General features: G+C 34.3%; 25 protein-coding genes. 5 read left to right on the top strand and 20 right to left on the bottom strand.

Annotated elements, in window-relative coordinates; translation table 11 throughout:
- The first annotated feature begins 490 nt into the window (after positions 1-490).
- Positions 491-1,141 carry a hypothetical protein gene (locus MKY08_RS14425; protein WP_069513476.1) on the top strand — a complete coding sequence of 217 codons (651 nt, stop codon included), beginning with the start codon at positions 491-493 and terminating at the stop codon, positions 1,139-1,141.
- 293 nt (positions 1,142-1,434) lie between these two features.
- Here MKY08_RS14425 and chrA read toward each other — a convergent pair whose 3' ends face one another.
- From chrA to MKY08_RS14460, 7 genes are all read right to left on the bottom strand, one after another.
- Entirely contained in the window at positions 1,435-2,604 is a 1,170-nt protein-coding gene (gene chrA / locus MKY08_RS14430; RefSeq protein ID WP_069513625.1) for a chromate efflux transporter, read from the bottom strand.
- A gap of 89 nt (positions 2,605-2,693) precedes the next feature.
- Positions 2,694-3,551: a DUF4179 domain-containing protein gene (locus MKY08_RS14435; RefSeq protein WP_069513474.1), complete on the bottom strand. Its 858-nt coding sequence runs from the start codon at positions 3,549-3,551 to the stop codon at positions 2,694-2,696.
- A gap of 196 nt (positions 3,552-3,747) precedes the next feature.
- Complete coding sequence (locus MKY08_RS14440; RefSeq protein ID WP_069513473.1) at positions 3,748-4,680, bottom strand: SDR family NAD(P)-dependent oxidoreductase; 933 nt, start codon at positions 4,678-4,680, stop codon at positions 3,748-3,750.
- 86 nt (positions 4,681-4,766) lie between these two features.
- Positions 4,767-5,336, bottom strand: coding sequence for a TetR/AcrR family transcriptional regulator (locus MKY08_RS14445; protein ID WP_069513471.1), 570 nt, complete (start codon positions 5,334-5,336; stop codon positions 4,767-4,769).
- A 221-nt stretch (positions 5,337-5,557) separates the two neighbouring features.
- A complete protein-coding gene (locus MKY08_RS14450; RefSeq protein WP_069513469.1) occupies positions 5,558-5,983 on the bottom strand; it encodes a GatB/YqeY domain-containing protein in 426 nt (141 codons plus the stop codon).
- A gap of 65 nt (positions 5,984-6,048) precedes the next feature.
- Positions 6,049-6,474: a hypothetical protein gene (locus tag MKY08_RS14455; protein ID WP_069513467.1), complete on the bottom strand. Its 426-nt coding sequence runs from the start codon at positions 6,472-6,474 to the stop codon at positions 6,049-6,051.
- Positions 6,475-6,621: 147 nt separating this feature from the next.
- Positions 6,622-7,683 (bottom strand): DUF1835 domain-containing protein, encoded by a 1,062-nt coding sequence (locus MKY08_RS14460; protein ID WP_256093246.1) that lies wholly within the window; start codon positions 7,681-7,683, stop codon positions 6,622-6,624.
- 262 nt (positions 7,684-7,945) lie between these two features.
- Here MKY08_RS14460 and MKY08_RS14465 point away from each other — a divergent pair, with 262 nt between their 5' ends.
- Positions 7,946-8,941, top strand: coding sequence for a cysteine synthase family protein (locus tag MKY08_RS14465; RefSeq protein WP_069513465.1), 996 nt, complete (start codon positions 7,946-7,948; stop codon positions 8,939-8,941).
- On the opposite strand, the gene MKY08_RS14470 is transcribed toward MKY08_RS14465, so the two are convergent.
- From MKY08_RS14470 to MKY08_RS14505, 8 genes are all read right to left on the bottom strand, one after another.
- Positions 8,925-9,659, bottom strand: coding sequence for a VOC family protein (locus MKY08_RS14470; RefSeq protein ID WP_069513463.1), 735 nt, complete (start codon positions 9,657-9,659; stop codon positions 8,925-8,927). The genes MKY08_RS14465 and MKY08_RS14470 overlap by 17 nt on opposite strands.
- A gap of 114 nt (positions 9,660-9,773) precedes the next feature.
- Positions 9,774-10,112, bottom strand: a complete 339-nt coding sequence (locus tag MKY08_RS14475; RefSeq protein ID WP_069513461.1) for a cupin domain-containing protein — start codon at positions 10,110-10,112, stop codon at positions 9,774-9,776.
- A 76-nt stretch (positions 10,113-10,188) separates the two neighbouring features.
- Positions 10,189-10,392, bottom strand: coding sequence for a hypothetical protein (locus tag MKY08_RS14480; protein ID WP_069513459.1), 204 nt, complete (start codon positions 10,390-10,392; stop codon positions 10,189-10,191).
- A 12-nt stretch (positions 10,393-10,404) separates the two neighbouring features.
- Positions 10,405-10,893, bottom strand: a complete 489-nt coding sequence (locus MKY08_RS14485; protein WP_069513457.1) for a tetratricopeptide repeat protein — start codon at positions 10,891-10,893, stop codon at positions 10,405-10,407.
- Between the two features lie 60 nt (positions 10,894-10,953).
- Complete coding sequence (locus MKY08_RS14490) at positions 10,954-11,607, bottom strand: SMI1/KNR4 family protein (RefSeq protein ID WP_069513455.1); 654 nt, start codon at positions 11,605-11,607, stop codon at positions 10,954-10,956.
- A 397-nt stretch (positions 11,608-12,004) separates the two neighbouring features.
- Positions 12,005-12,181 (bottom strand): hypothetical protein, encoded by a 177-nt coding sequence (locus MKY08_RS14495; protein WP_176723238.1) that lies wholly within the window; start codon positions 12,179-12,181, stop codon positions 12,005-12,007.
- Between the two features lie 526 nt (positions 12,182-12,707).
- Positions 12,708-13,343, bottom strand: a complete 636-nt coding sequence (locus MKY08_RS14500) for a DUF2306 domain-containing protein (RefSeq protein ID WP_069513451.1) — start codon at positions 13,341-13,343, stop codon at positions 12,708-12,710.
- A gap of 271 nt (positions 13,344-13,614) precedes the next feature.
- Complete coding sequence (locus MKY08_RS14505; protein WP_069513449.1) at positions 13,615-14,148, bottom strand: DUF6143 family protein; 534 nt, start codon at positions 14,146-14,148, stop codon at positions 13,615-13,617.
- Between the two features lie 228 nt (positions 14,149-14,376).
- Here MKY08_RS14505 and MKY08_RS14510 point away from each other — a divergent pair, with 228 nt between their 5' ends.
- The gene (locus MKY08_RS14510; RefSeq protein ID WP_069513447.1) at positions 14,377-15,000 is read left to right on the top strand and encodes a hypothetical protein; all 624 of its coding nucleotides are present in this window, start codon (positions 14,377-14,379) and stop codon (positions 14,998-15,000) included.
- A 177-nt stretch (positions 15,001-15,177) separates the two neighbouring features.
- On the opposite strand, the gene MKY08_RS14515 is transcribed toward MKY08_RS14510, so the two are convergent.
- Complete coding sequence (locus MKY08_RS14515; protein ID WP_069513446.1) at positions 15,178-15,897, bottom strand: hypothetical protein; 720 nt, start codon at positions 15,895-15,897, stop codon at positions 15,178-15,180.
- Positions 15,898-16,065: 168 nt separating this feature from the next.
- The gene (locus tag MKY08_RS14520; protein ID WP_069513445.1) at positions 16,066-16,437 is read right to left on the bottom strand and encodes a winged helix-turn-helix transcriptional regulator; all 372 of its coding nucleotides are present in this window, start codon (positions 16,435-16,437) and stop codon (positions 16,066-16,068) included.
- Positions 16,438-16,566: 129 nt separating this feature from the next.
- Between MKY08_RS14520 and MKY08_RS14525 the strand changes: the two genes are divergently transcribed.
- Positions 16,567-17,193, top strand: coding sequence for a nitroreductase family protein (locus MKY08_RS14525; RefSeq protein WP_069513437.1), 627 nt, complete (start codon positions 16,567-16,569; stop codon positions 17,191-17,193).
- Positions 17,194-17,538: 345 nt separating this feature from the next.
- On the opposite strand, the gene MKY08_RS14530 is transcribed toward MKY08_RS14525, so the two are convergent.
- A complete protein-coding gene (locus MKY08_RS14530) occupies positions 17,539-18,303 on the bottom strand; it encodes a hypothetical protein (protein ID WP_069513433.1) in 765 nt (254 codons plus the stop codon).
- A gap of 673 nt (positions 18,304-18,976) precedes the next feature.
- Between MKY08_RS14530 and MKY08_RS14535 the strand changes: the two genes are divergently transcribed.
- Positions 18,977-19,582: a DUF3862 domain-containing protein gene (locus tag MKY08_RS14535; protein ID WP_069513431.1), complete on the top strand. Its 606-nt coding sequence runs from the start codon at positions 18,977-18,979 to the stop codon at positions 19,580-19,582.
- A gap of 421 nt (positions 19,583-20,003) precedes the next feature.
- Here MKY08_RS14535 and MKY08_RS14540 read toward each other — a convergent pair whose 3' ends face one another.
- Together MKY08_RS14540 and MKY08_RS14545 are read right to left on the bottom strand one after the other, a co-directional pair.
- Positions 20,004-20,192, bottom strand: coding sequence for a hypothetical protein (locus tag MKY08_RS14540; RefSeq protein ID WP_069513430.1), 189 nt, complete (start codon positions 20,190-20,192; stop codon positions 20,004-20,006).
- Between the two features lie 21 nt (positions 20,193-20,213).
- Positions 20,214-20,621, bottom strand: a complete 408-nt coding sequence (locus tag MKY08_RS14545) for a hypothetical protein (protein ID WP_069513429.1) — start codon at positions 20,619-20,621, stop codon at positions 20,214-20,216.
- Positions 20,622-20,867: the final 246 nt, after the last annotated feature.

The following is a 20,867-nucleotide window of genomic DNA, read 5'->3' on the forward strand; positions in this document are numbered from 1 at the left end:
GAACTGTAAGAACAAGGTAGGATTATGTTAATAGAAACCCTTCTCAACTGATAAAAACAAAGACATTTATATTGCTTCTCTTAAGAATCACTTTATAACTGCAAAGTTTAATTCAACAGAAATTGCCCTGCTTGAATACAAATATTGTCATAGAGATGTGTTGGAATTTGAAATTAATGCTTTATTTAAACGACTTACTATTGACAAAATTTTAAAAATACTTTAGAATATTTTCTGATTATTTCGCTTATTCTGACAAATAAACGGAGTTGCAATAACTTAGTACTGTTATATCTCCATTCAATACTAGATTTAATGACTTCTGTATTTTAAGAAATAAATTTCCCTCCAGTCCAATATTTCTAAACAATAAACACATCTTAGCGTTATATAATCTACAATATTTCGCTGTCCAAAACAGTATATAGTTATAGAGAATTTCGTCACTATGTCAGTATAAGAAGTACTACATAGGGAGGAATATTGAAGTATGAAACGTATTATTATCGGTATTATCGCTCTCGCTTTATGTGGTGTAGTTAGTGTATTTGTTCCATCAGCTTCCGCAGCGGAGCTTGTTTTATCACAAACACAAAAAGAAAAATACTATCAGCAATATCTGAATGATTTACAAGACTTACAAAATCAGTATGTAGGACAAGAAGTTTTAAATGTCACTGTCGCTCACTTTCCATATTTTGAAGAAAACGGATGGATTGAGCCTTCCCAATTCAAAACCATATTAAACGAAGTAATGACAAGTAAAATCGTTTCAATGGAAAATTCCACCTCAAATATCCGTGCGCGAAAAATTGTTACAAGTATCACAAAATCATTTAATGTAATAAACACAACAGGACACATTATAGGAAGAATCAATGCAACAGTTTCTCCACAATCGGCATACCATAGCGAACGCGATGGTATGGTGCTCACAAGTCCAGGAACTATTACAACTGCTAAAGGATGGGGTTCAGGTTCTTGGAGCCAAACTTACGCGGGTGTATCGCAATGGCCTCAAGGTCAACCCTATACTTACTTTGGCTATAGCATTGCTGGCAACTACACTTACCAAGGTGTTGTAATCCCAATTTCAGCTAACTTTACGGTAAGCATCTCTAAGAACGGTGCATTATATTGAATGAAAATATATTCAACATGACGGTATTAAGCCGTCTTGTTTTTATAAAAGTGAACTCTCATAACGTCTTTGCAAAAATCAAAAAAGCAAAAACTAGTATCAAGATACGTACGCAATATATTTTATATAGAAGATAGAACATGACAATTCAGCTAACATGATGACACACCGCTCGTGGAACCTATCTTTGAATGGACAGGTTTCATTTGCTTCTACAATAGAGAAACAATTGATCCCAAAAAAAATCAAAACTACCATCATCATGTGTAGTTTTGATTTTTTTATGTTTGCTCTTAATAACATAGCAGTCCCACTATTATGCCAAGCAGGACCAGTATATAAGGAGGGACTGCCCAGCGCAAGGATAGCAACAAAAATACAGCCGCTAAAAGAATATCTAATCCACTTTGAATTGTTTGCGTCACAATTGGATGAATAAAAGCACTAGCTAAAATCCCAACAACCGCTGCATTAGCACCAGCCATTGCACCTTTCAAAGCTACATGCCTACTCATAGTGAGCCAAAAAGGCATAGCCCCAACGATTAAAAGAAATGCAGGTAGGAAAATTGCAAACGTCGCAACCACTGCTCCTGGCACGCCAGCAATGACCATCCCAATATAAGAGGCAAATGTAAACAATGGACCTGGAACTGCTTGTGTAAGACCATAGCCTGCTATAAAGTCAGATGCGCTCATTAAGCCACTTTGCACAAACTGCGTTTCGAGTAACGGTAATACTACATGACCGCCACCAAATACGAGGGCCCCTGCTAGATAACATTTTTCCATAATAGTTAGTAAGTCATCTTTTAACAATGAATTAGCTATTGGTAGAGCAATCATTAATGTGACAAACAATGCTAATAACAAGCCACCTGTTTTTTTAGAAATGGGTAAATTTTTTTGCGTGGTATCTTCTAAACCGTTCGTTTGCTTAAACAGGCGTGCACCTATTAAAGCTGCCAATGCAATGACAATAACTTGTGCAAATGGATTTCCCCAAAATTGTAGCGTTATAAGCGCTAAAACTGCTATTATCAAGTGTGCTATGCTAGGAATTAACTTTTTGGACATATCCCAAATGGCTTGCGCCACGATGGCAACAGCAACCAATTTCAAGCCATGAATCCAGACCATATCCATCTTTATATGCGAATAAAAATAGGCAAATAGAGTTAATAGCAATACAGATGGTAACGTAAAACCAAGGAAGGAGGCTAAGCTTCCCAACAGTCCACCACGTAGTAACCCAATGCCCATGCCAACCTGACTCGATGCAGGCCCAGGGAGAAATTGACTAAGTGCTACTAAGCTACTGTACTCTTTATCTGATAACCATTTTCTTTTTTGCACGTATTCAATTTGAAAAAAGCCTAAATGCGCTGTTGGACCTCCAAAAGATGTACAACCTAATTTAAAGGAAATAAGAAAAATCTCGAATAACTTTGGCAAACTGTTCACTACTTTCCATGTAATATACAATCATATTACACGGAGATAGGCTCCTAATAGATTAAGATATTGTAAAATTTACTTAAAGCATCGAATATTCAGTTCTCGCGTATTTTGATAGCTGGTCCGCTTTTAACATCACTTGCAGTAACAGGAATCAGTTTATACGTTTTATCTGTAAGATAGCGTGCATCGAAGCGAATCCCCCACTTTGTATGTTCTTTATTTAATGTGTACGAAGAATCTTGACGCCAAGTTTTGCCTGACTCCGATACAATATTAAAATTTAACGATTCATTTGTAGTTTCTTGTGTCTCAACGTATACCGTCGTTGAAATCGGTGTAGATACAACTTTTTCTACCTTAATTTCCTGACCATCACTAAGCTTGATGGTTTTATTAAGTGCAATTACTTTTCGATCTTCTTGCAGTTGCTTTTGAGATGCTTCTACCTTAAATGCCCAAGGCTCTGGAATAGGCTTTTCCCAATTCCAATCATTGTAGAGGATATTCAGTTGCAACAGTTCATCTTGAGGTAAATCACGCATTTTAACACTGCTATATATAGTATAAGTATTTTCTGATTGGGCAATGGTCTGACCACCGTTTCGAACGGTATAATTTTGACCGTTCACGAGTACTTGCGGAAAGAAAAAAATTTGATAGTCGAAATTTACATCTTTCGCCGGTTCAAAAGTTGCGTTTAACAATAGTTGATTATCATCAACCATCACCTCATTTAAAGTCAATTTCCCAAAATCATTTTCAGTTGATTGACCAACTAGTGTTTTATAAGCTGCAAAATCCGACTGATTATCATTAAAAATTGAAGAGACAACGCGGCTTCCTACCAATAATACACAGGCAACGAATAACATACTTACTACAATGATTACCCATTTACGTTTTCCACTTTTTTCAGGAGACACTTCATGCACATACGATTCAACTGACAAAAAAACACCCCCAATCCCTTTCAACATCTATCAACGGGTACTTGCCTATGATTCATTGTAATAACGAGCTAGGCATTATATAACTAAATAAGTGCCAGTCACTCACACAATTTAATAAAAATCCACGTAGATTTCTGCGAACTACTTTGTACCCGCAGAAACCGAAGTGGATTTTTATACTTTAGGAAAACTGATTTTATCTCTTCTTCTTCAAACATAGCAACGTTTGTTGTAAACCTTCCTGATAACTAGTCTGCGGCAGCGTGCCAATTGCTCTTTCATACTTTGCCCCGCTCAAAATAACAGGCTCCTCTGTTAAATACATCATCTCCTTCATTTCCTTCATAAATGGAGAAAAGAGTGCTAAAATACCAATCATTGTGTTGGAAACCGTTCGTACTTTCTTTTTATAGCCTGTAATATCCCGAATTATCCCCATTAATTGTTCTCCTGTAATGGGATGCACAGCTGGCACATTCCAATTCTGATTATATGTGTGTGATCGCAATGCCAATTCAACGATTGCTTTAGCTCCATCGACTGTATAGAGAAATTCTCTAGCCACTTGCATATGCCCAACGAAGTTTGCCTTTTTATTACTAATAACACTTTTTAATGTTTCATATAGAATTGTATTTTCTGCATTGGGCCCATATAAATCAGGCATATGGACGATTAATGAAGGCACACTACTAGCCTTCAATTTATTTTCCATTGCTAATCGTATCTTCCCTTTTTTTGTATGAGGTTCTTTGATTGCCTCTTCTGTTACAATAGAGGATTGCCTTCCGTATGCGTAAATATTGTCCACTAGTGCAATCTTTGCTTGTTGCGTTTGTGCCACATTGATAATTGTTTGGATACATTGCATATGTGTTTCTTCCCATTCTTGATAGGGAAAACTAATAGCATGAAACATAACATCAATTCCATCAGATGCCTTCCTTACATGCTCTTCATTAAAGACATCCCCTGGAAAAATCGACACATTCGGGTAATTTTCAAAAAGCGCTCGCAACTTCTCTTTTCCCCTAGCAAAAGCCACAACTTGTATACCTCTTGCTGCTAATTCACTCACAATCGCAAAACCTATTCCACCTGAAGCACCCATGACTAATGCTTTTTTCATCATCTATTCCTCCTTTTAATTAACCACTGGTCAATAAATGTTAAAAGGAAACTCTAGATTCACCTTCGCATCTAGAGCAACTTAATTTATGCTAATGCTTTAATGAGAAATTTAGCATGAACATCTACCGCCTCTTGCGCTTCATCATAGTTCATCACATAATGGTGATAATGTGAAACAAAACCGTGTAATGCAAGAAATGTTGAATGAATATCCGAAATTAACAATGTTTTTGCTGATAAAGCTTGAACCGATTGCGCAAATTTTTCATAGCAAAGATTAGCAGCCTCTTGCGATAATCCATCAATATGAAGATCTTTCGTCATAAACATCAATTCATATTGGCTTGGATGGTTTAATCCAAATTTCATAAAGCCAACAAAGACATCGTAAAGTTTGTTTTGATGCTCTCCAGTTCCATTTACAATCTCATCTAACATTTGATTTAATTCAGTAAAATACTCACCTATAATGCAATAAAATAATTCCGCTTTATTTTTAAAATGATAGTAAATTGCTCCATGACTACATCCAAGTTCTTTCGCGATACTACGCATGGAAACTTGATGAAAACCCTTTTCAATAAACTGTTTATGGGCTTCGTCAACAATCATCTTGAGTGTCAATTCTTGTGCTGATGGTTTACGTGGCGACATGGAATCCTCCTTTAACTGACCAGTGGTTAATTAATAGTATAAAATGTTTTCATTTATTTGGCAAACCTTAATTTTAATACAAATCATTTTACAGTTCCTCTTCTAAACGTTGTATTAAACAAAACCTCTATTTTCTGACAGTGATTAAATGGTGAAATTTTGCACCGAGAATAATCAAAGGATAGCCAACACTACTACGTCAGCTATCCTTCAATTTTATATTAAATTAAACTTTTTACTACTTTAGATATTATGGCTCCTTCTGCTTGACCAGATAATAATGGTTTTGCAATCTTCATCGCTTCGCCCATATTCATCCCTTTACTAACGCCTGCTGCTAGTAATTTTTCAGTAATTTCCTCTTCGCTTAATTGCTTAGGAAGGAAGGATTTTAATAACACTAATTTTGCTTCTTCTTTTTCAATTAAATCTGCACGGCCCGCATTTTGCGCGCCTTCTAATGCTTGATTCGTTTGCTTTACTTCACGATTAATGATGGCAATCTCCTCTGTTTGTGTTAGAGGTTCACCCTTTTCTTTCTCTGCTAAATCTAATGCTGATTTAACTAGGGTTAGCACACCTTTTGCTAAGACATCCTTTTCCTTCATTGCTGTTTTTAGTTGTTCAAATACTGCTGTTTTTAACATCCAACTCACTCCTCTATCATTGCTAATTGTCAATGATTATTGCACATTGTGACGACCAAAACAATTTATTTTGCTTTCTTTAACATTTCCACATCGGCCTTTGTTTCTAATATGTCAAGTGTTATCACGTTCATCTTTGCATCCACTTTATCTATTTTTGCACTAAGATTTTGTTCTACTGAATCTAGCCTTGTTTCAACCGATCCTAATCTTTTTTCTATTGAATCTAGACTTGTTTCAACCGATCCTAATCTTTTTTCTATTGAATCTATTCTCGTTTCAACCGACCCTAATCTTTTTTCTATTGAATCTATTCTCGTTTCAACCGATCCTAATCTTTTTTCTATTGAATCTATTCTCGTTTCAACCGATCCTAATCTTTTGTCTAGCGCTTCGATTTGTTGTTGAATCTCTGTTTTCACGCCCTGCACTTGTGTAGAAAGCTCCAAAATAGCTTGAAGAATTGCATTTTGATTGATTTCAGGATTCATAATCGACTTCCTTTCTTCAAATTTATCTATTCATTATTTATTCACTCGTTATGTTCACTGATAAATGTTGCTAATCGACTAGAGTTATTCAAACTCTACTACACTATTCTATCTATGCTTTTTAATGAAGTCAAAACATCAAAAATTTCAATTTGTCAAGAAGTCATCTTGCAATTTCACTTCATAAAAGCGCATAGCCTTCAAATCTCCTCGATACGAAAAAATGCCCTGCTTGATTAACGTTCGTAAACGATACTCAATCCATTCGTCTCCTGTAAATTGTTGCATATGTCCGTACACTTCACCTATTAAACGTGCCGCCTTCCTAAACGCTACGTTACCATCTTCTTGATACATCCGCTTAGCACATTCAATAATAAAATCATCATCTCGATTTTCATGTACGCTATGCAATAGCCCATTACATGTCCATGTTCGTAACAGATGAACTTCGTCTGCTAATAAGCTTTTACCTTCCTTAATTAAGGCTTCTCTTGCTTCATTCATTAGTTCACCCATGTCAAACTGTTCATAAAAATACAGGAGGTTTTCTTCATTCAATTCTCCTGAAGTTCGTGGATAATCCGCTATTTGTGTATGCATCTCTTTTTCATGAAAAGCCTTATACGTATCAATGACTCGCACTGTATTCACTTTGCCTTCTAGCATGGCTAGTACAAGTCTTAATCCTGTTTGTTCATGTGCATTTTGGCATGTCCAAATAACGATTTTTTGATGTGGTAAAATATTGTTTATTTTCTCGATAGCAGTTTGCATACATTGTCGATAATGATTACGTTCATCCTCGTCCATATTGTATCGTTTGTGGAACCATCCAAGTCTCGCTTCTATTCCCGAAGCTTGATGTATATCTTTTACTGGCCCAATCGATAAATTATCTGGCCAAACAATAATATCCTCTGTCTTTTGATATTCTAACGTTCTAAATGCTGCTTTTAGACTTCCGGCTGGCGAATCACCAAAAACAATATGTATTGTCTGCGCTTTATCCATTTGTTCCTTATCTTCTGTCATATGTAGGAGTATTTGCTGCATGTCCTCACTCGACTTTCCATTTAATAGAGATATGAAAAGCATTGACTTTGCTTCCGCTTCACTTAGTTGATTGATTCTTTCTTTTAATCGATTCACATCTTCCAACATTCCATTCAAATCCTCTCCAACATTTATTTTTCTGGTTACTATCATAACAGCATTCCCCATTTCTCTTATCATAGCGCAATTCATGTTTTTTCTAAAATGTTCAACAACGCAAATAGTTGACCTTACCTTCCACTTCTCTTTAAAACAACTAAAACTTTAAATTTAAATAAACTGATTACGTTTTTCTATTAATCGAACCATTCTTTCTATCAGAAAATGTATTGCTCATAAGGATTTATCATGCTAAGATGCCAATAATTCCTACAAAACTAATTTGTTAAGTAGGTAAAATAAAGGGGATGATGATATGGGTCAAATTATTGCCAATACCATAAAGCAGTCGATAACCGAGTTAGTAGGGCATACACCACTATTAGCGTTAAATCAGTACACGAAAGAACTACAACTTGAAGCGGAAATTATTGCGAAGCTAGAATATTTTAATCCTACGAATAGTGTAAAAGATCGTATTGCTAAAGCGATGATTGAGGATGCTGAAGCACGTGGAGTTTTAACAAAGGACAAAACGATTATTGAAACAACAAGTGGGAATACTGGTATTGGGCTTGCGGCCATTGCAGCAGCAAAGGGCTATAAATTACGTATCTACATGCAAGATGGTGTAAGCGAAGAACGAACAAAGGTTGTGAAAGCATATGGAACTGAGGTTGTTCCATTTTCCGATGTACCAGAGATGGTAGCGGCATTTGAAGAAACCGATGGCGATTTTGTTGAAACCATTAAAGTATTTAGAGAAACCGTCGTTGATAAGGAGGACAATGTCGTCTTTCTAAATCAACTGGATAATGAAGCCAACCCTAACATTCACGAACGCACTACTGGGCCAGAAATTTGGGCGGACACAGCAGGGCAAATTGATATTTTTGTTGCAGCAATTGGTACAGGAGGCACCATTAGTGGTGTAGGGGCTTATTTAAAATCCAAAAATCCAGCCATACAAATTATAGGCGTAGAACCCGCTATTAATTCTATCGCTACAGTTGAACAGCCTGATATTATTGAAATTACAGGTGTACATCGCTTTTCAGATGCACAGGAAGCTCGCGTTCCGTCTAATGTTCATCTTGATCGGATTGATGAAGTGTTAGAAGTAGAAACAGATGAGGCCTATAAAGCTGCTCGCACTGTAGCGCAAACAGATGGTGTTTTAGTAGGTACTTCCTCTGGTGCGGCTTTGTTTGTTGCAACAACTCTTGCTAAACGTCCCGAAAACAAAGGGAAACGTATAGTCGTACTCTTTCCAGATACAGGATTGCGCTATTTATCTACCGATTTATTTTAACGATAAAACGAAGGATAGCCTGTTGTCTATCCTTCGTTTGTTCCGAAATCGCAAAATTGCCATTAGCTGTCATAGATATCACAATCTCTTTATTTACTTCTATTTGAATAGGACTGATTATCGCTTTTCGAGTAGAGAAATACCAAAGCCGTTCACTTGGACCAATTAATAGATAGGCTCCCTCTTCGTAATTTCCCATAAAGGTTAGCGCATCTAAGCGAATATCTTCCCCTTTTAATGGTGTTATATCATAATCCTTTAAACGCTCTACCACGTCTGCAATCGCATCTGTGGTTAAATTTATTTCTGCTATATCTTGTATATGTTCAATGGAAAATGTATCGGCATTAACGCTCGGATTGATTTGCTGCCGTGCTATCAACTCTACTACATTGTTCTCGGCATCATAAAAATAGCATGAATAGGCATCGATTGTTTTAAAATACACTTCATCCTCATCGTCCAAACTTAATACGTCTACACGCTCTTTTGCCCATTTTTTCGCTAACTGAAATAAATTACTAGGGATATTGAAGGCGAAATGATATTGCTTTGCAACAGAAGCATCTAGTTTTTCGAATCGAACATTGCTCTCCCCAGCAACTATGTCAAAAAAATGGGTCCCCTCATCTAATAATTCAAATCCTAATAAGGTACAGTAAAATTCCTTCATTTTATGTAAATCATACGCGTAAAGTTTTATTTTAGTAATTCTCATCAATCCGTCACCCCCTTAGCTTTTGATATCATTTACTGTACTAAATAACAGATACATGTTCCTCATGCAAAAGAATGAAGATTTAGAAAATATACTTTAGGTTTCTATATAACCCTATATCGGAGTACGATCTCCTCTACTATTTGGCTGCGAAATAACCAAAAATTCCACATCTTCCTGTGAATCATTGCGCATTTGGTGCGGCTGAAATGGTGGTACTTCAATTCCTTCATGGGGCAATAATATAATCCGTTCTTCGCCTATTTCCATTGTTGCTATACCTGATAGCACGAAAAAGAATTGTTGTGCTTGATGGTGGTAATGACAAACTTCCGTTGTATTGGCAGGCATTCGTTCATGAATAATACTTAATTCATTATTTTTAACTAAATGCCAGCCATCACATTGTTTGCCCCATATGTAATGCTCCGCATGTTCTTTACTGATTTTCAACTAAAACAACTCCCTGTTCAAATAGGCCAAATCCCCTTTTAAAATCAGTAATACTGGTTTTCGTGAATTTGGACTGCTATTGTACTTTTATTTTTTCAACAGTCGCAACATACATGGATTCTTTTTGTATTTTAATGTACTGATACTTGGTTTCCTTGCAGTACCCCTCACTCTTCAAATACTTTTTTAGTTGCGATTTTTTAACAAAAACGTTTTCTGCTTCCTCATATTCTTGGTCATCTGTTTTTTTGGTAATAACCATCATATAAAACTTCGTCACATTATTCCCCCTTTATTGCCATACTTTATCTAATTGATGTGCATAAAAATGAATCGCATTTTTATAACTAAGTATTTCAGCATCTCTTGTCGTATATAGTAAGCATTCTAATAAAAGCTCCATCGCCTTACTATGCTCGTCTAGATTATATAAAGTCATGGCATAAAAGACTTGTAATGCTTTATTAGTCGGAAATAAGTCGATTCCTTTTAAAAACGTCGATTGTGCTTTTTTATACTGCCCTAACGTTCTATATGTACTACCAAGCCCTATAAATGCTCCTTCTAAATCTTTGCCAGATAGCCCTTGTTGAATTGCTTTTTCATAGTATGGTACCGCTTGTGACTCTTCTCCCAAAACATCAAAGCTCCAAGCACATTGATAGTTCACAAACGCATCATTCGGGTATTGTTCTACCATTTTTAACAACAAGTGATTTGATTCTTTCTTCTTTTCCTCATTTCGTAATTGGATTGCCCTTGCAAGTTGTTGTTCGTACAATGTTATTAGCTCCTTTTAAACAAAATGGCACTTTCCGTAAGCCCCGTCATGCATCCCAAATTAAATTGTTAATTTCATTAAACGTCTAAAGCGCTTTGCATGTTGACTGTCTGGTAAAAGACCACTTCGAGCATTCGATGTAAATGCTAGCCACTGCCAATCTTCACCACCAACAAATGCTAACCTAGACCATTTTTCTAGAAAATCAATAAAGTTATCCGCTAATTTATAGCCATGACCTTCTCCATCATCATGACTTAAATAAACAATAGAAGCATCAGCATTGTTATCAACGATATTAAATGCAATGTAATCTCCATTGCCGACCTCGTAAAAAGCAAATGTATGATGCCATACTTTATCGTAATCATGTTGTGGATCTGAAAAAACTTCCTTAATCCACGCGTTTTTATCATTATTTATCTCGTTCAATAATTCCAAATCCCAATGAAGCATTCCACTAAAGATTCCATCTAGTTCACCTTCTAGTTGGTAATCATCTGGAAAAACCCAACGGAAGTATAATGCTGATGAAAACTCCAGTAGCACTTTTTTAAAACTTTTAGGAATCTGGAAACCTAATTGGTTCTCACAGTGTGCAATTTGTTGTAGCGTCGCAGGGGCACCAATATCTACTGCTGATACTTCTCCACCAATCGCAACCATTCGCTCCACTATATTGTGAACTCTCTGCTCGAATATATGATAATCCATGTTCAATCCCCTCCCTCCTACAACTAAAATGTGTTACTTTCTTATTCTTTTATCATAATACACATATGATATTTAGTCAGTTATATTTTTCCATTATTTCAGGATTCGTTGCACAATAAAAAATGACCAAGGTCACATCGTATGCTTACTTGGTCATCTTATACCCGTATATTAACACGTTGTCTTTTTACACTTTTTAATTTGATAGACGACGCCAATAATTACATTTGCAACAAAAAGAAAATTAAATGGATTAAAAATTATCCACATTATATTGGCTTCTAAAGCAAGTTGTAATAGAATCCATAAAATCCAAATAACAATTTGACTTAATATCATTGGTATACTAAACCAATCTCTTATTTCCATATATCAACATCCTATTAATCTATTAAGTTCAAGACTCTCTTTTCGATTTTTTGTATTCTTTATAACTCAAATAAATAGAAATAATTATTAAAACAGCCATAAAAAAGTTAATAATAGATTTGGCATCTGAAGATATAGATAAATATGATGCACCACAGCTTATGACGGCTGCTATTATCGCTAAATAATATGGTCTTATTTCCATATAACTAGTCCCCTTACCAAGTACTGATTTTCTTCAATGCTTGTAAATACGTTAATTCTTCATTATTAATAGACTTTAATAACGATATAATCGTATCATCAGTTAACGCTACATTTTTCGAAAAGGCATAATCTTTTAATAGTGCAATATAGCCTGATATTAAGGCTCGATATTAAAAACTAAAACCCAGTATAAATCTGCTCTAATACCTCTATTTGTATTTCCATTGTGATACTCTACTCTAAAAGTAATATTATATAATTTCAACATCGTATAGCTATAGCTAAACTATCCCCGAGTTAACAATAACTTATCATTGATAACGATTCTCATACAATAGTCAAATTACTTTATTTTTTTGAAAAATTTAGACATTTTTTAATAATAATTTTAGGATTACATAAAAAATATCATCTTTCCGATGGCTTTTATTTTTCTTTTTTTAATTCTACCCTCCCAATTTGACAGCATTTTGATACGAATATACAATAAAAACCACCCTAAATAGAGTGGCATTTATCCTAACCTATTTAACTATTGTGCTTCTTTCTTGAAGTGTCCGCCCAATAATCCACTGCGCAACTATAAGATTCGGTACCCAACATAACCATGAAATGATAGGATAACTAATCATAAAATTTTCGAATCCAAATAATGCAGTAAATAATGGTAGCCACATTCTTAAAGTTACCGCAGCAAAAGTTAATGAATAATTGCGTATCATCCATTTTTGGTGTTCATAAACATTATGTTTTTTAATTTTCGTAACCGCTTGATAACCGGTAATGACCCAGAAAATAGCTAACATACTAAAACCGAGCTGTGACACAAATCCGCCTGTCGCATAAAACGCTAAATAAAGACCTGCAATACTGCCGAATAAAATGCCTATCATATAGACCTTCCCTGCTATACGATGACGCTTCCTATTTTTTTCTCTAAATTTTGAAGATAGTGTAAAGGGACCTATTACTAAAGCCACTACACTACATACAATATGGATATAAAGCAAGGTATACCAGTGCGAATCCAATGTATCCATAAACATCAGTTTCATGCGAACAAAGCCTGCCTGATGGGCATCCATTATTAAATATTGAACTATGGAGTATCCAGCTATTCCAATAGCTAAGCAACTAAACATTAACGTAAGTTTTTTCATTTTACAGTCCCCTAAAAATTGATTTATCAAAAAATGTCGTGCTACATTTCTTAATGTAACATGCCATTTTAGAAGATTTGTAATTTATACAGTAAGTGGTAAATAAAGCAGTATAAGAGGACTTATATTGTGAGTATCATTATTTAGCTATTGTGTAAAAAAAATCTATTCATCAAATATAAAATAATGATATAAAGTTATCAATTAGCGTTGACGGCTAGTCTACTCGATTCGGATGTTCACAAGCGATTCTTCTTTTGCCCAGATGTATTTATTTCTTAATCTTTTTTTCAAACCATCCAAATGCCACTTCTGCCTCGATATATCCATCATTGGGTGAAACTAAAAAAATTACAAAGGATTCTCCTGATGGAAATATAAATTTTCCATCTTCATCACTTGCCAATGTACTTTGTGGAGGTACAATGCGTTTAAATGCATTTACGCCCTGTTTTGGAAATCCACTTACATGTTCAGCAAACTCAATTTTCACTTCTGGCTTTGGAAGTGGCGAAATGGCCTGATTTGCAGATGTTACGTTTTTAGAAATCATCGCATTTCCAGGAGCTATTGCATTAAACCAAATTTCAGCAACAAATGGTTGATTCGAGTGATTTGTAATGGTAAACGCATTTACATATAAATCTACATTTGAATAATGCGGATTACTCAAGCTTCCCCAGGCATTTTTCCCTTTCCCTAAACAAATCGGTTCCGTTTGACCAACAAAATATCGTCCTTGTATGGATTGATACAATGGATTAGGAATATTAACAGCCTTAATAAAACGGTCATGATTTGTCATCAATACACACCACTCCTTTTTACACTGTATGTAGAGAGAATAAAAATGTGTATTCGAAAATTAAACTAATGCAGCCTAATTTATTTATCTAGTAACTATATTTCATAATTTTTCACTCGCAATATATAGGTGATAATTTATAAGAAACAAAATGAATAGCTATATTGTATGTAAACACAGCCTTTCCTTCTAACTTTTGAATAAGTTAGCGTAAGGAGATTATCAAACTTGAGTGAGAATAAAACTAGAAATACGAACACTGAAATCAATCAATTTTATAAAGCTGTGGAAGATTTAAATGATGCAGCAGGTGCATTTTTCCGCATTCCTGTTTTTTTTAGTCATCAAAACCTTTTTACTTTAGGATCAGCACAACCACCATTATCAGAAGAGCAACGATTTATTATTCGAATGTTTAACGAAATTAAACAGGTGCTTCTTTTCCCAAGAACCATTCCGAATACAGACCAATATCCCAATACTACAATAGAGAATGTCCGGACAATAGTAAACTCTAGTTATGGAACAGCTGCGGCTCTATTAAAACCAACTCGACGAACGGATCAACTTGAACCTTATTCGCCTTTCTTACAAATAGAACCATCCATGTCTCTACAACGCGGACTTCCTTTACTGCTTGTAAAACAAAGTACAATCAAAGCAGGTGGTATCTGGGGAGATGCAGGTCCACTTGCCCCTTATACCCCATTAATATGGTTTTCTGAAACGACAACAGTAGATGAATTTTTTGATAGTATAGCTTGGAAAGAAGCATTACAAAACTGGGCAGGGCAAGTACGAAGTGGCTATTTTATTCAAACAAACCCTGAATATAAATACACATGTGATTAGTAGCTATTTTGCTACCATGCATATGGCTACGATCCTTTTGCCATGACCATAATAATTAGATCGCGCCAAAAAGCCCAGTCTCAAAATTTTGAGAACTGGGCTTTTTTCCATCTTCACAATGACAGTTAATCAGTCAAATTTGCTCAATATGATGGTGGCTAGTTACTTTAACTTCCTTTATTCCGCTGTCAGTTTATCCTGTTGTTGTTCGGTTTTAGATTCCTTAAATTCATCAATAAGAGTAGTTAAAGAATCTTCTTTATGTAGATCTTTATCTTCAGCATTTTGAAGCTGATCTGCTACTTTTTCTTGCACAGTTTGAATCCGATCCTCTAAATCTGAAAGTTTTTCATATTTTTTATCAATAAAAATTCCACGGCGTGCATCTAACGCTACTTCACTCTCAAGACGATTTTGCTCGCGTCCTAATGAATTCTTCGACAATTCTAATGTTTCCATTTGTTCTAGTGAAACAGATTTGCCCAAAATATCTTCCATTGAATTGGCAGGTTGTTCTTTCTTTATTTCTTGATCCTTTTGGTTTGTCGCTTTCTTTTGTTCTTCCATCTGCTGTTCAGCTATTTGAGCATCAATTTCAGCTATTTGTTTTTCAAAATCCTTTAGCTGTTCTTTAATAGACGATAAGTCGCCTCCGTTTTCTAACGTCCGTTCGCTTAAATCACTTTTCATTTGTTGAATGCTCTCTCGTTGCTTCATTAAACTTTCAATAAGACTCGTTTTAGCTTGCTGACCTTTAAACAAATTTCGTGCTTGTTGTCCTATTGTTAATGTATCTTTGCGAATTGGAGTATTTTGCTGAACCATTTTAGGTCTATTAGAAGATACATTTGACAGTTTAATAAAGTTCGTAGAATTACTATCATGCGTTATTTTCATATTTTTCCACCTCATAATCTATATCGACAATTTTTTGGTATTTTTAATGAAATCTAGTTAAACCTCATATTTCATCAATCTAGAAAAATAAACAACTACGCACTTATTATTAAATAAATGTTTGATTTCATGATTGACAGTACCTGCTAGGAGCAAGTCTAGTTGCCACTACCTGTCATTTTGAGCACTGCGGAACAAATCACAAGTAATTTGTTGATCTTTATCTAGACCTTTTATAGCTGCATATGTATTTCCCCATTCACACATCGTGTTTAATACTGGTACAAAAGATTTTCCCAAATCCGTTAAGCTATATTCTACTTTTGGCGGTACTTCTTTAAATATTTCTCTTCGTACAAGGCCATCTCTTTCTAACTGTTTCAATTGATCGGTTAAAACCTTTTGTGTAATGCCAGGTATTAACTCATAAAACTCTTTTGTTCTTACTGATTTTTGACTTAAGAAAAAAAGAATTAAACATTTCCATTTACCACCTGCTATATTCATGAAAATATTAATTCCTGTATTATAGTTCACCATCTATTTTCCTCCTGACGCTAAATAGGCACCTTTAAGTGGCTATACCACTTTAAAGTGCGTTATTTTCTTCTATATTATTGCTTACTATAATTAAAGCTGCAAGACAATAAAAATTTCGGAGCTGATAGTATGAGTGTAAAAAATATTTTGGAAAAAAGACGTTCAGTTAGACATTATGATGCAAGTTATAAAATAAGTTCAGAAAAACTAAGCTCATTAGTTGAAAGTGCAAGTAAGGCACCTAATGGAAATAATATTCAAGCTACACGATACTTAATTATTGATAATCCAGACTTAAGAAATTTAATACTCCCTATAGCCTTTAATCAGCAACAAGTAATAGAAGCTTCAACTTTAATGGTCATGTTAGGTGATTATCAGGCATTTGACAAAGAGAATATTATCGAGATACATGAGGAGGGCTTTCAAGCAGGGTATTACGATGAATCGCTAAGAGATTATCTAGCAAATGCTGCAATCAATTATTACCAACATAAATCTAAGGAAGATTTAAAGCTAGAATTAACTCGAGATGTAAGTCTTGCGTCCATGTCATTCATTTTATTAGCAAATGAAGCCGGTTTTGACACTATTACTATGTCAGGCTATGATTCTAAAAAACTAAAAGATATCTTGCATATTTCTGACAGATATTTAGATGTAATGCTCATAGCTGTTGGGAAAGGTACTAAAGCCGGTCATAAAACAGTAAGACATGATGTCAATAAGATAATTTATAGAAACGAGATTAGTTAATGCTCTATAGTCTCTGATTATCTAAAGGCAAAGCAATATGTTCTTAATGGAAAAAAGCTCAGGCTCAAAATTAATTGAGTTTCTGAGCTTTTTTACTTAGTTCTTGTTTATACCCTATATTGATAAATCAACATTACTTCGTATCGTCCATTTTCAGAAGTCATAAATGCTTCCTATAGAAACGTTGTATTCAGGATGTATCTGGGATATAGAATGAACACCCATTTTTATGGATTATTCAGCTAAGCACAAGACATCGATAAACATTCTATTCGCATGTCCACAACCATAAAAAATAGCCCCCTTATCAAATAAATATGAGGGCTTTATATAATTCTTAATCTATCACTTATCTCCAACTGGCTTTAGTGAATTCATTGGAAGATAAACAGCATTATCGAGTCTTCCTTCTAATTCATCGGTTACATATATATAACCATTAATTTCATGATCATACCTTGAATAAACAGTACTTCCCTTTTTCATAATTCTTTCAGTCTTAGATTCTTTTAATGGAACGCCCTTCCCCTCTTCATCTCTTGTTAGTTCATAACGTACACCTCTTTCTCTCGATATTGTCTCAGCGATTTTAAGGTCTGTACCAGGATACTCGTAACAAAATTCCTCACTACCATCACCACTTTCGCAATACTGTAGTAGTTGACCATTATTTGTATCCTTGAAATTAAAACTCCATGGTCCTTCTAGTTTGATGTATGATCCGTAATATAAGCCATCATTAATACCATCGCGAGTAATAACAATATAAGCTGGTTTGTTATAAAAAGAAGAACGAATTTTTATTGGTACTTCTTTGAAAACTACCAAATCCGTTGCTTGTACGCGGTATTGCCCCATTTGATAGAATATTTTTTTATCATATTTTTCAATATCATACGTTCTAAAGAAGTTATTTCGCTTTACCACTAAAGATTCAAACGTACCATCTGAATTTTTCTTGTATACCTTAATGTCTTTTTTAAAGGTCATTTTTCCTGTTTGCCCTTTTACAACTTCCGCTCCATCATGCATCACTTTAGCTTCTGGTTTCGTTGGATTTACTACTGCAAATACGAATGCTGCTAGTAACACAATAAATAATTTTTTCATTATTCTCCTCCTACTCAGTTATAAAAACATAATTTCTTAGTATTATATACCAGTAACTTAATATTCTATCAACGGTTGTTAAAAACCCTACAAAAGTATAGTATTTTTCCAAAACATTATTTCTCCCATCTACCATTCTACCCAGTTCTCTTTTTATATCCATAGCAATTTTGAATAGCTAGCTTTAATAAAGTCAGGTGCACTTTGAAGCTGTGTAATGGATGCTAAAGGTTTGAACATTACGTAATTAGCTAAAAAAATGGGAACTTGACAATCAAATTTATCAAAAAATTAAAACGTGATAATTTCAGTGAAAAAGAATTACAAGAAATAGCTGATATTTTAGGGATTAAGTTTGAAGCTCATTTTGTGTTAGAAGAAGGTACGAAGATATAAATAATCTGCGGAGGGCTAACATTTTTAAAAAGTTGATTAGCAAAAAGAAGCGACAATTAAAGAAGCAAGCTAAAAAGGCAGTATATGAAGCAACTAGAATTAAGCCTATTAAGATTAAAAAGCCAAAGCCATTGATTAAGAAAAAGCGTAAACCATCTTTAAAACGAACAATTAAAAAATTATTCTAAACAGATAACTAAATACGGTTATCTGTTTTTTATCTGTACTTTTTATAATTATTTTCCTAAAATGGTAATATAGAGGGAGGAATTTACAAATGAAAAAATTAGTATTTAGTGCAGCATTAGTATTAAGTCTTGGACTAGCAGGCTGTGGAGAGACAACTACAAAGGACGAATCAGCAAAAGAGGAAAAATCGGTTGCTGAAACATCGAATGATTCTAAACAAGAAACAGCAGCACCAGTTTCTAAAGATGATGGAAAATTAACTGAGGAAAAGTTCAAACAAATTAAAGATGGCATGACATATGAAGAAGTAGTTAAAATTATTGGTAGTGAAGGGAAAATTATGTCTGAAACAGGTTCAGCTGGTGAACCGTATCATACTGTTATGTATGAATTTGAGACGGATGGTGCCCTAGCTGCTTCTACAATGACTTTCCAAGGTGGCAAACTAATCAATAAGGCTCAATTTGGTGTTGAATCATCTGACATTGAAATCACTATCGACCAATTCAATAAATTAGAGAATGGCATGACAAAAGAACAAGTATTTGAGATCCTTGGTGGTGAAGGTGCGGTTATTTCTGAATCTGGCGATGTAGTTATGTACAGTTATAATGGTAAGACTTTAGGGGCAAATGCTTCTTTAATGTTCCAAGGTGGTAAATTGATGAACAAGACTCAATTAGGGTTAGAATAATATTAAAAGGTAAATAATAAAAAAACTAGGTACTCAATTAAAATGAGCGCCTGGTTCTTTTAAAAATATTACAAAATAGCTCTTAAAAAATATGCCCAAGCTACATACTCGTCACTATGTATAGGTGTAACTACTAAAGCTACTACAATTGCTGCGGTAGCTATAGTTTTTATAAATGGTATATTATCTGACCATTATTGCGCATCAGGGTTATAGACCTTTATGTACTTTCTTTTTATAACTATGAATATGATATGGTTCGCCAGTTGACGAATTCTGTTTATTAATTCTGAAACAGTAATTACTTCCTAAATCATATTCACAACTTTGAGAGTTAACATTTGAAGCCAAAGGTGTTATCTCTATAGGAGAACTAGTATATTCTTCATTTTTTTCTTTTTCAATAAGCTCTAAATATAACTCATATTGCTCTTTTGTTCTTTTCTCCGCTCAAGATTGATTCAATCTCTTCTGGTAAACTATTCAATACTTTTTGAGGAATATCCATTTTTTCTGTTTCTATTTCTGCTGCTTTTACTTTATTTGGAGATAAAGGAAACATAGATATTGTAAGTACCATAATCATTATTGTGGCTACTATCTTTTTCAAAATAAACGCTCTTTTTTCGCATTAGTCTTGATTTAGATGTAATAATTTTTGTAAAGGAATTTTGTCAACGTCTAAGTTATATTTCTCCTGTAATACCGTCTTAAAAATATTTTCAACAATACCTGTATAAAATGTAACTACTACATCACAGTGTGCTAATGCAACATGGTCTGTAAGTTGTTTAGAAAATTGATTAATTGGTTCTATATGTTCTTTTTTGACAAGATGCTTAGAATAAACACTAACGGTAATTAAATTCCCCCTTAAATCATCTTCAAAAAAAATATCATTGGGAGATAGGTTTAGATCTTTTATTTCAGAAGCTCGATTTTCATCAACAATAAATAATCGATAAACATCTTTACCAAACTTAACATCCCATACTTCCATATCTTTAAATCTTAGTATTCTTTCAAAATAATCAAACATTTCTACACTCCTAATTTATTAAAAATTATTCTAATATTTTACATTAATAATTATAAGAGTTAATTACTCCGAGGTATATTAATACCTATCATTATTATATATTAATTTTCAATCAGAACTTCACGTCACTTTTTTGATTGATGTATATAGTGTGTCTGTTTTTATCTGACACCTTTAATAAAAGCCCTCCACAATCATCTGTGGAAGGCTAATTCTCAATCATATTAATAACGGTGGCGAATCGGT

This window comes from Lysinibacillus sp. FSL M8-0337 (genome assembly GCF_038593855.1).
GTDB classification, from domain to species: Bacteria; Bacillota; Bacilli; order Bacillales_A; family Planococcaceae; genus Lysinibacillus; species Lysinibacillus sphaericus_D.

Coding starts and splice junctions, on each gene's coding strand:
- MKY08_RS14425 (WP_069513476.1), top strand. CDS start 491: ATGAAACGTATTATTATCGGTATTATCGCTCTCGCTTTATGTGGTGTA.
- MKY08_RS14440 (WP_069513473.1), bottom strand. CDS start 4,680: ATGAAAAAAGCATTAGTCATGGGTGCTTCAGGTGGAATAGGTTTTGCG.
- MKY08_RS14445 (WP_069513471.1), bottom strand. CDS start 5,336: ATGTCGCCACGTAAACCATCAGCACAAGAATTGACACTCAAGATGATT.
- MKY08_RS14450 (WP_069513469.1), bottom strand. CDS start 5,983: ATGTTAAAAACAGCAGTATTTGAACAACTAAAAACAGCAATGAAGGAA.
- MKY08_RS14455 (WP_069513467.1), bottom strand. CDS start 6,474: ATGAATCCTGAAATCAATCAAAATGCAATTCTTCAAGCTATTTTGGAG.
- MKY08_RS14460 (WP_256093246.1), bottom strand. CDS start 7,683: ATGATAGTAACCAGAAAAATAAATGTTGGAGAGGATTTGAATGGAATG.
- MKY08_RS14465 (WP_069513465.1), top strand. CDS start 7,946: ATGGGTCAAATTATTGCCAATACCATAAAGCAGTCGATAACCGAGTTA.
- MKY08_RS14470 (WP_069513463.1), bottom strand. CDS start 9,659: ATGAGAATTACTAAAATAAAACTTTACGCGTATGATTTACATAAAATG.
- MKY08_RS14490 (WP_069513455.1), bottom strand. CDS start 11,607: ATGGATTATCATATATTCGAGCAGAGAGTTCACAATATAGTGGAGCGA.
- MKY08_RS14495 (WP_176723238.1), bottom strand. CDS start 12,181: ATGGAAATAAGACCATATTATTTAGCGATAATAGCAGCCGTCATAAGC.
- MKY08_RS14500 (WP_069513451.1), bottom strand. CDS start 13,343: ATGAAAAAACTTACGTTAATGTTTAGTTGCTTAGCTATTGGAATAGCT.
- MKY08_RS14505 (WP_069513449.1), bottom strand. CDS start 14,148: ATGACAAATCATGACCGTTTTATTAAGGCTGTTAATATTCCTAATCCA.
- MKY08_RS14515 (WP_069513446.1), bottom strand. CDS start 15,897: ATGAAAATAACGCATGATAGTAATTCTACGAACTTTATTAAACTGTCA.
- MKY08_RS14520 (WP_069513445.1), bottom strand. CDS start 16,437: ATGGTGAACTATAATACAGGAATTAATATTTTCATGAATATAGCAGGT.
- MKY08_RS14525 (WP_069513437.1), top strand. CDS start 16,567: ATGAGTGTAAAAAATATTTTGGAAAAAAGACGTTCAGTTAGACATTAT.
- MKY08_RS14530 (WP_069513433.1), bottom strand. CDS start 18,303: ATGAAAAAATTATTTATTGTGTTACTAGCAGCATTCGTATTTGCAGTA.
- MKY08_RS14535 (WP_069513431.1), top strand. CDS start 18,977: ATGAAAAAATTAGTATTTAGTGCAGCATTAGTATTAAGTCTTGGACTA.
- MKY08_RS14545 (WP_069513429.1), bottom strand. CDS start 20,621: ATGTTTGATTATTTTGAAAGAATACTAAGATTTAAAGATATGGAAGTA.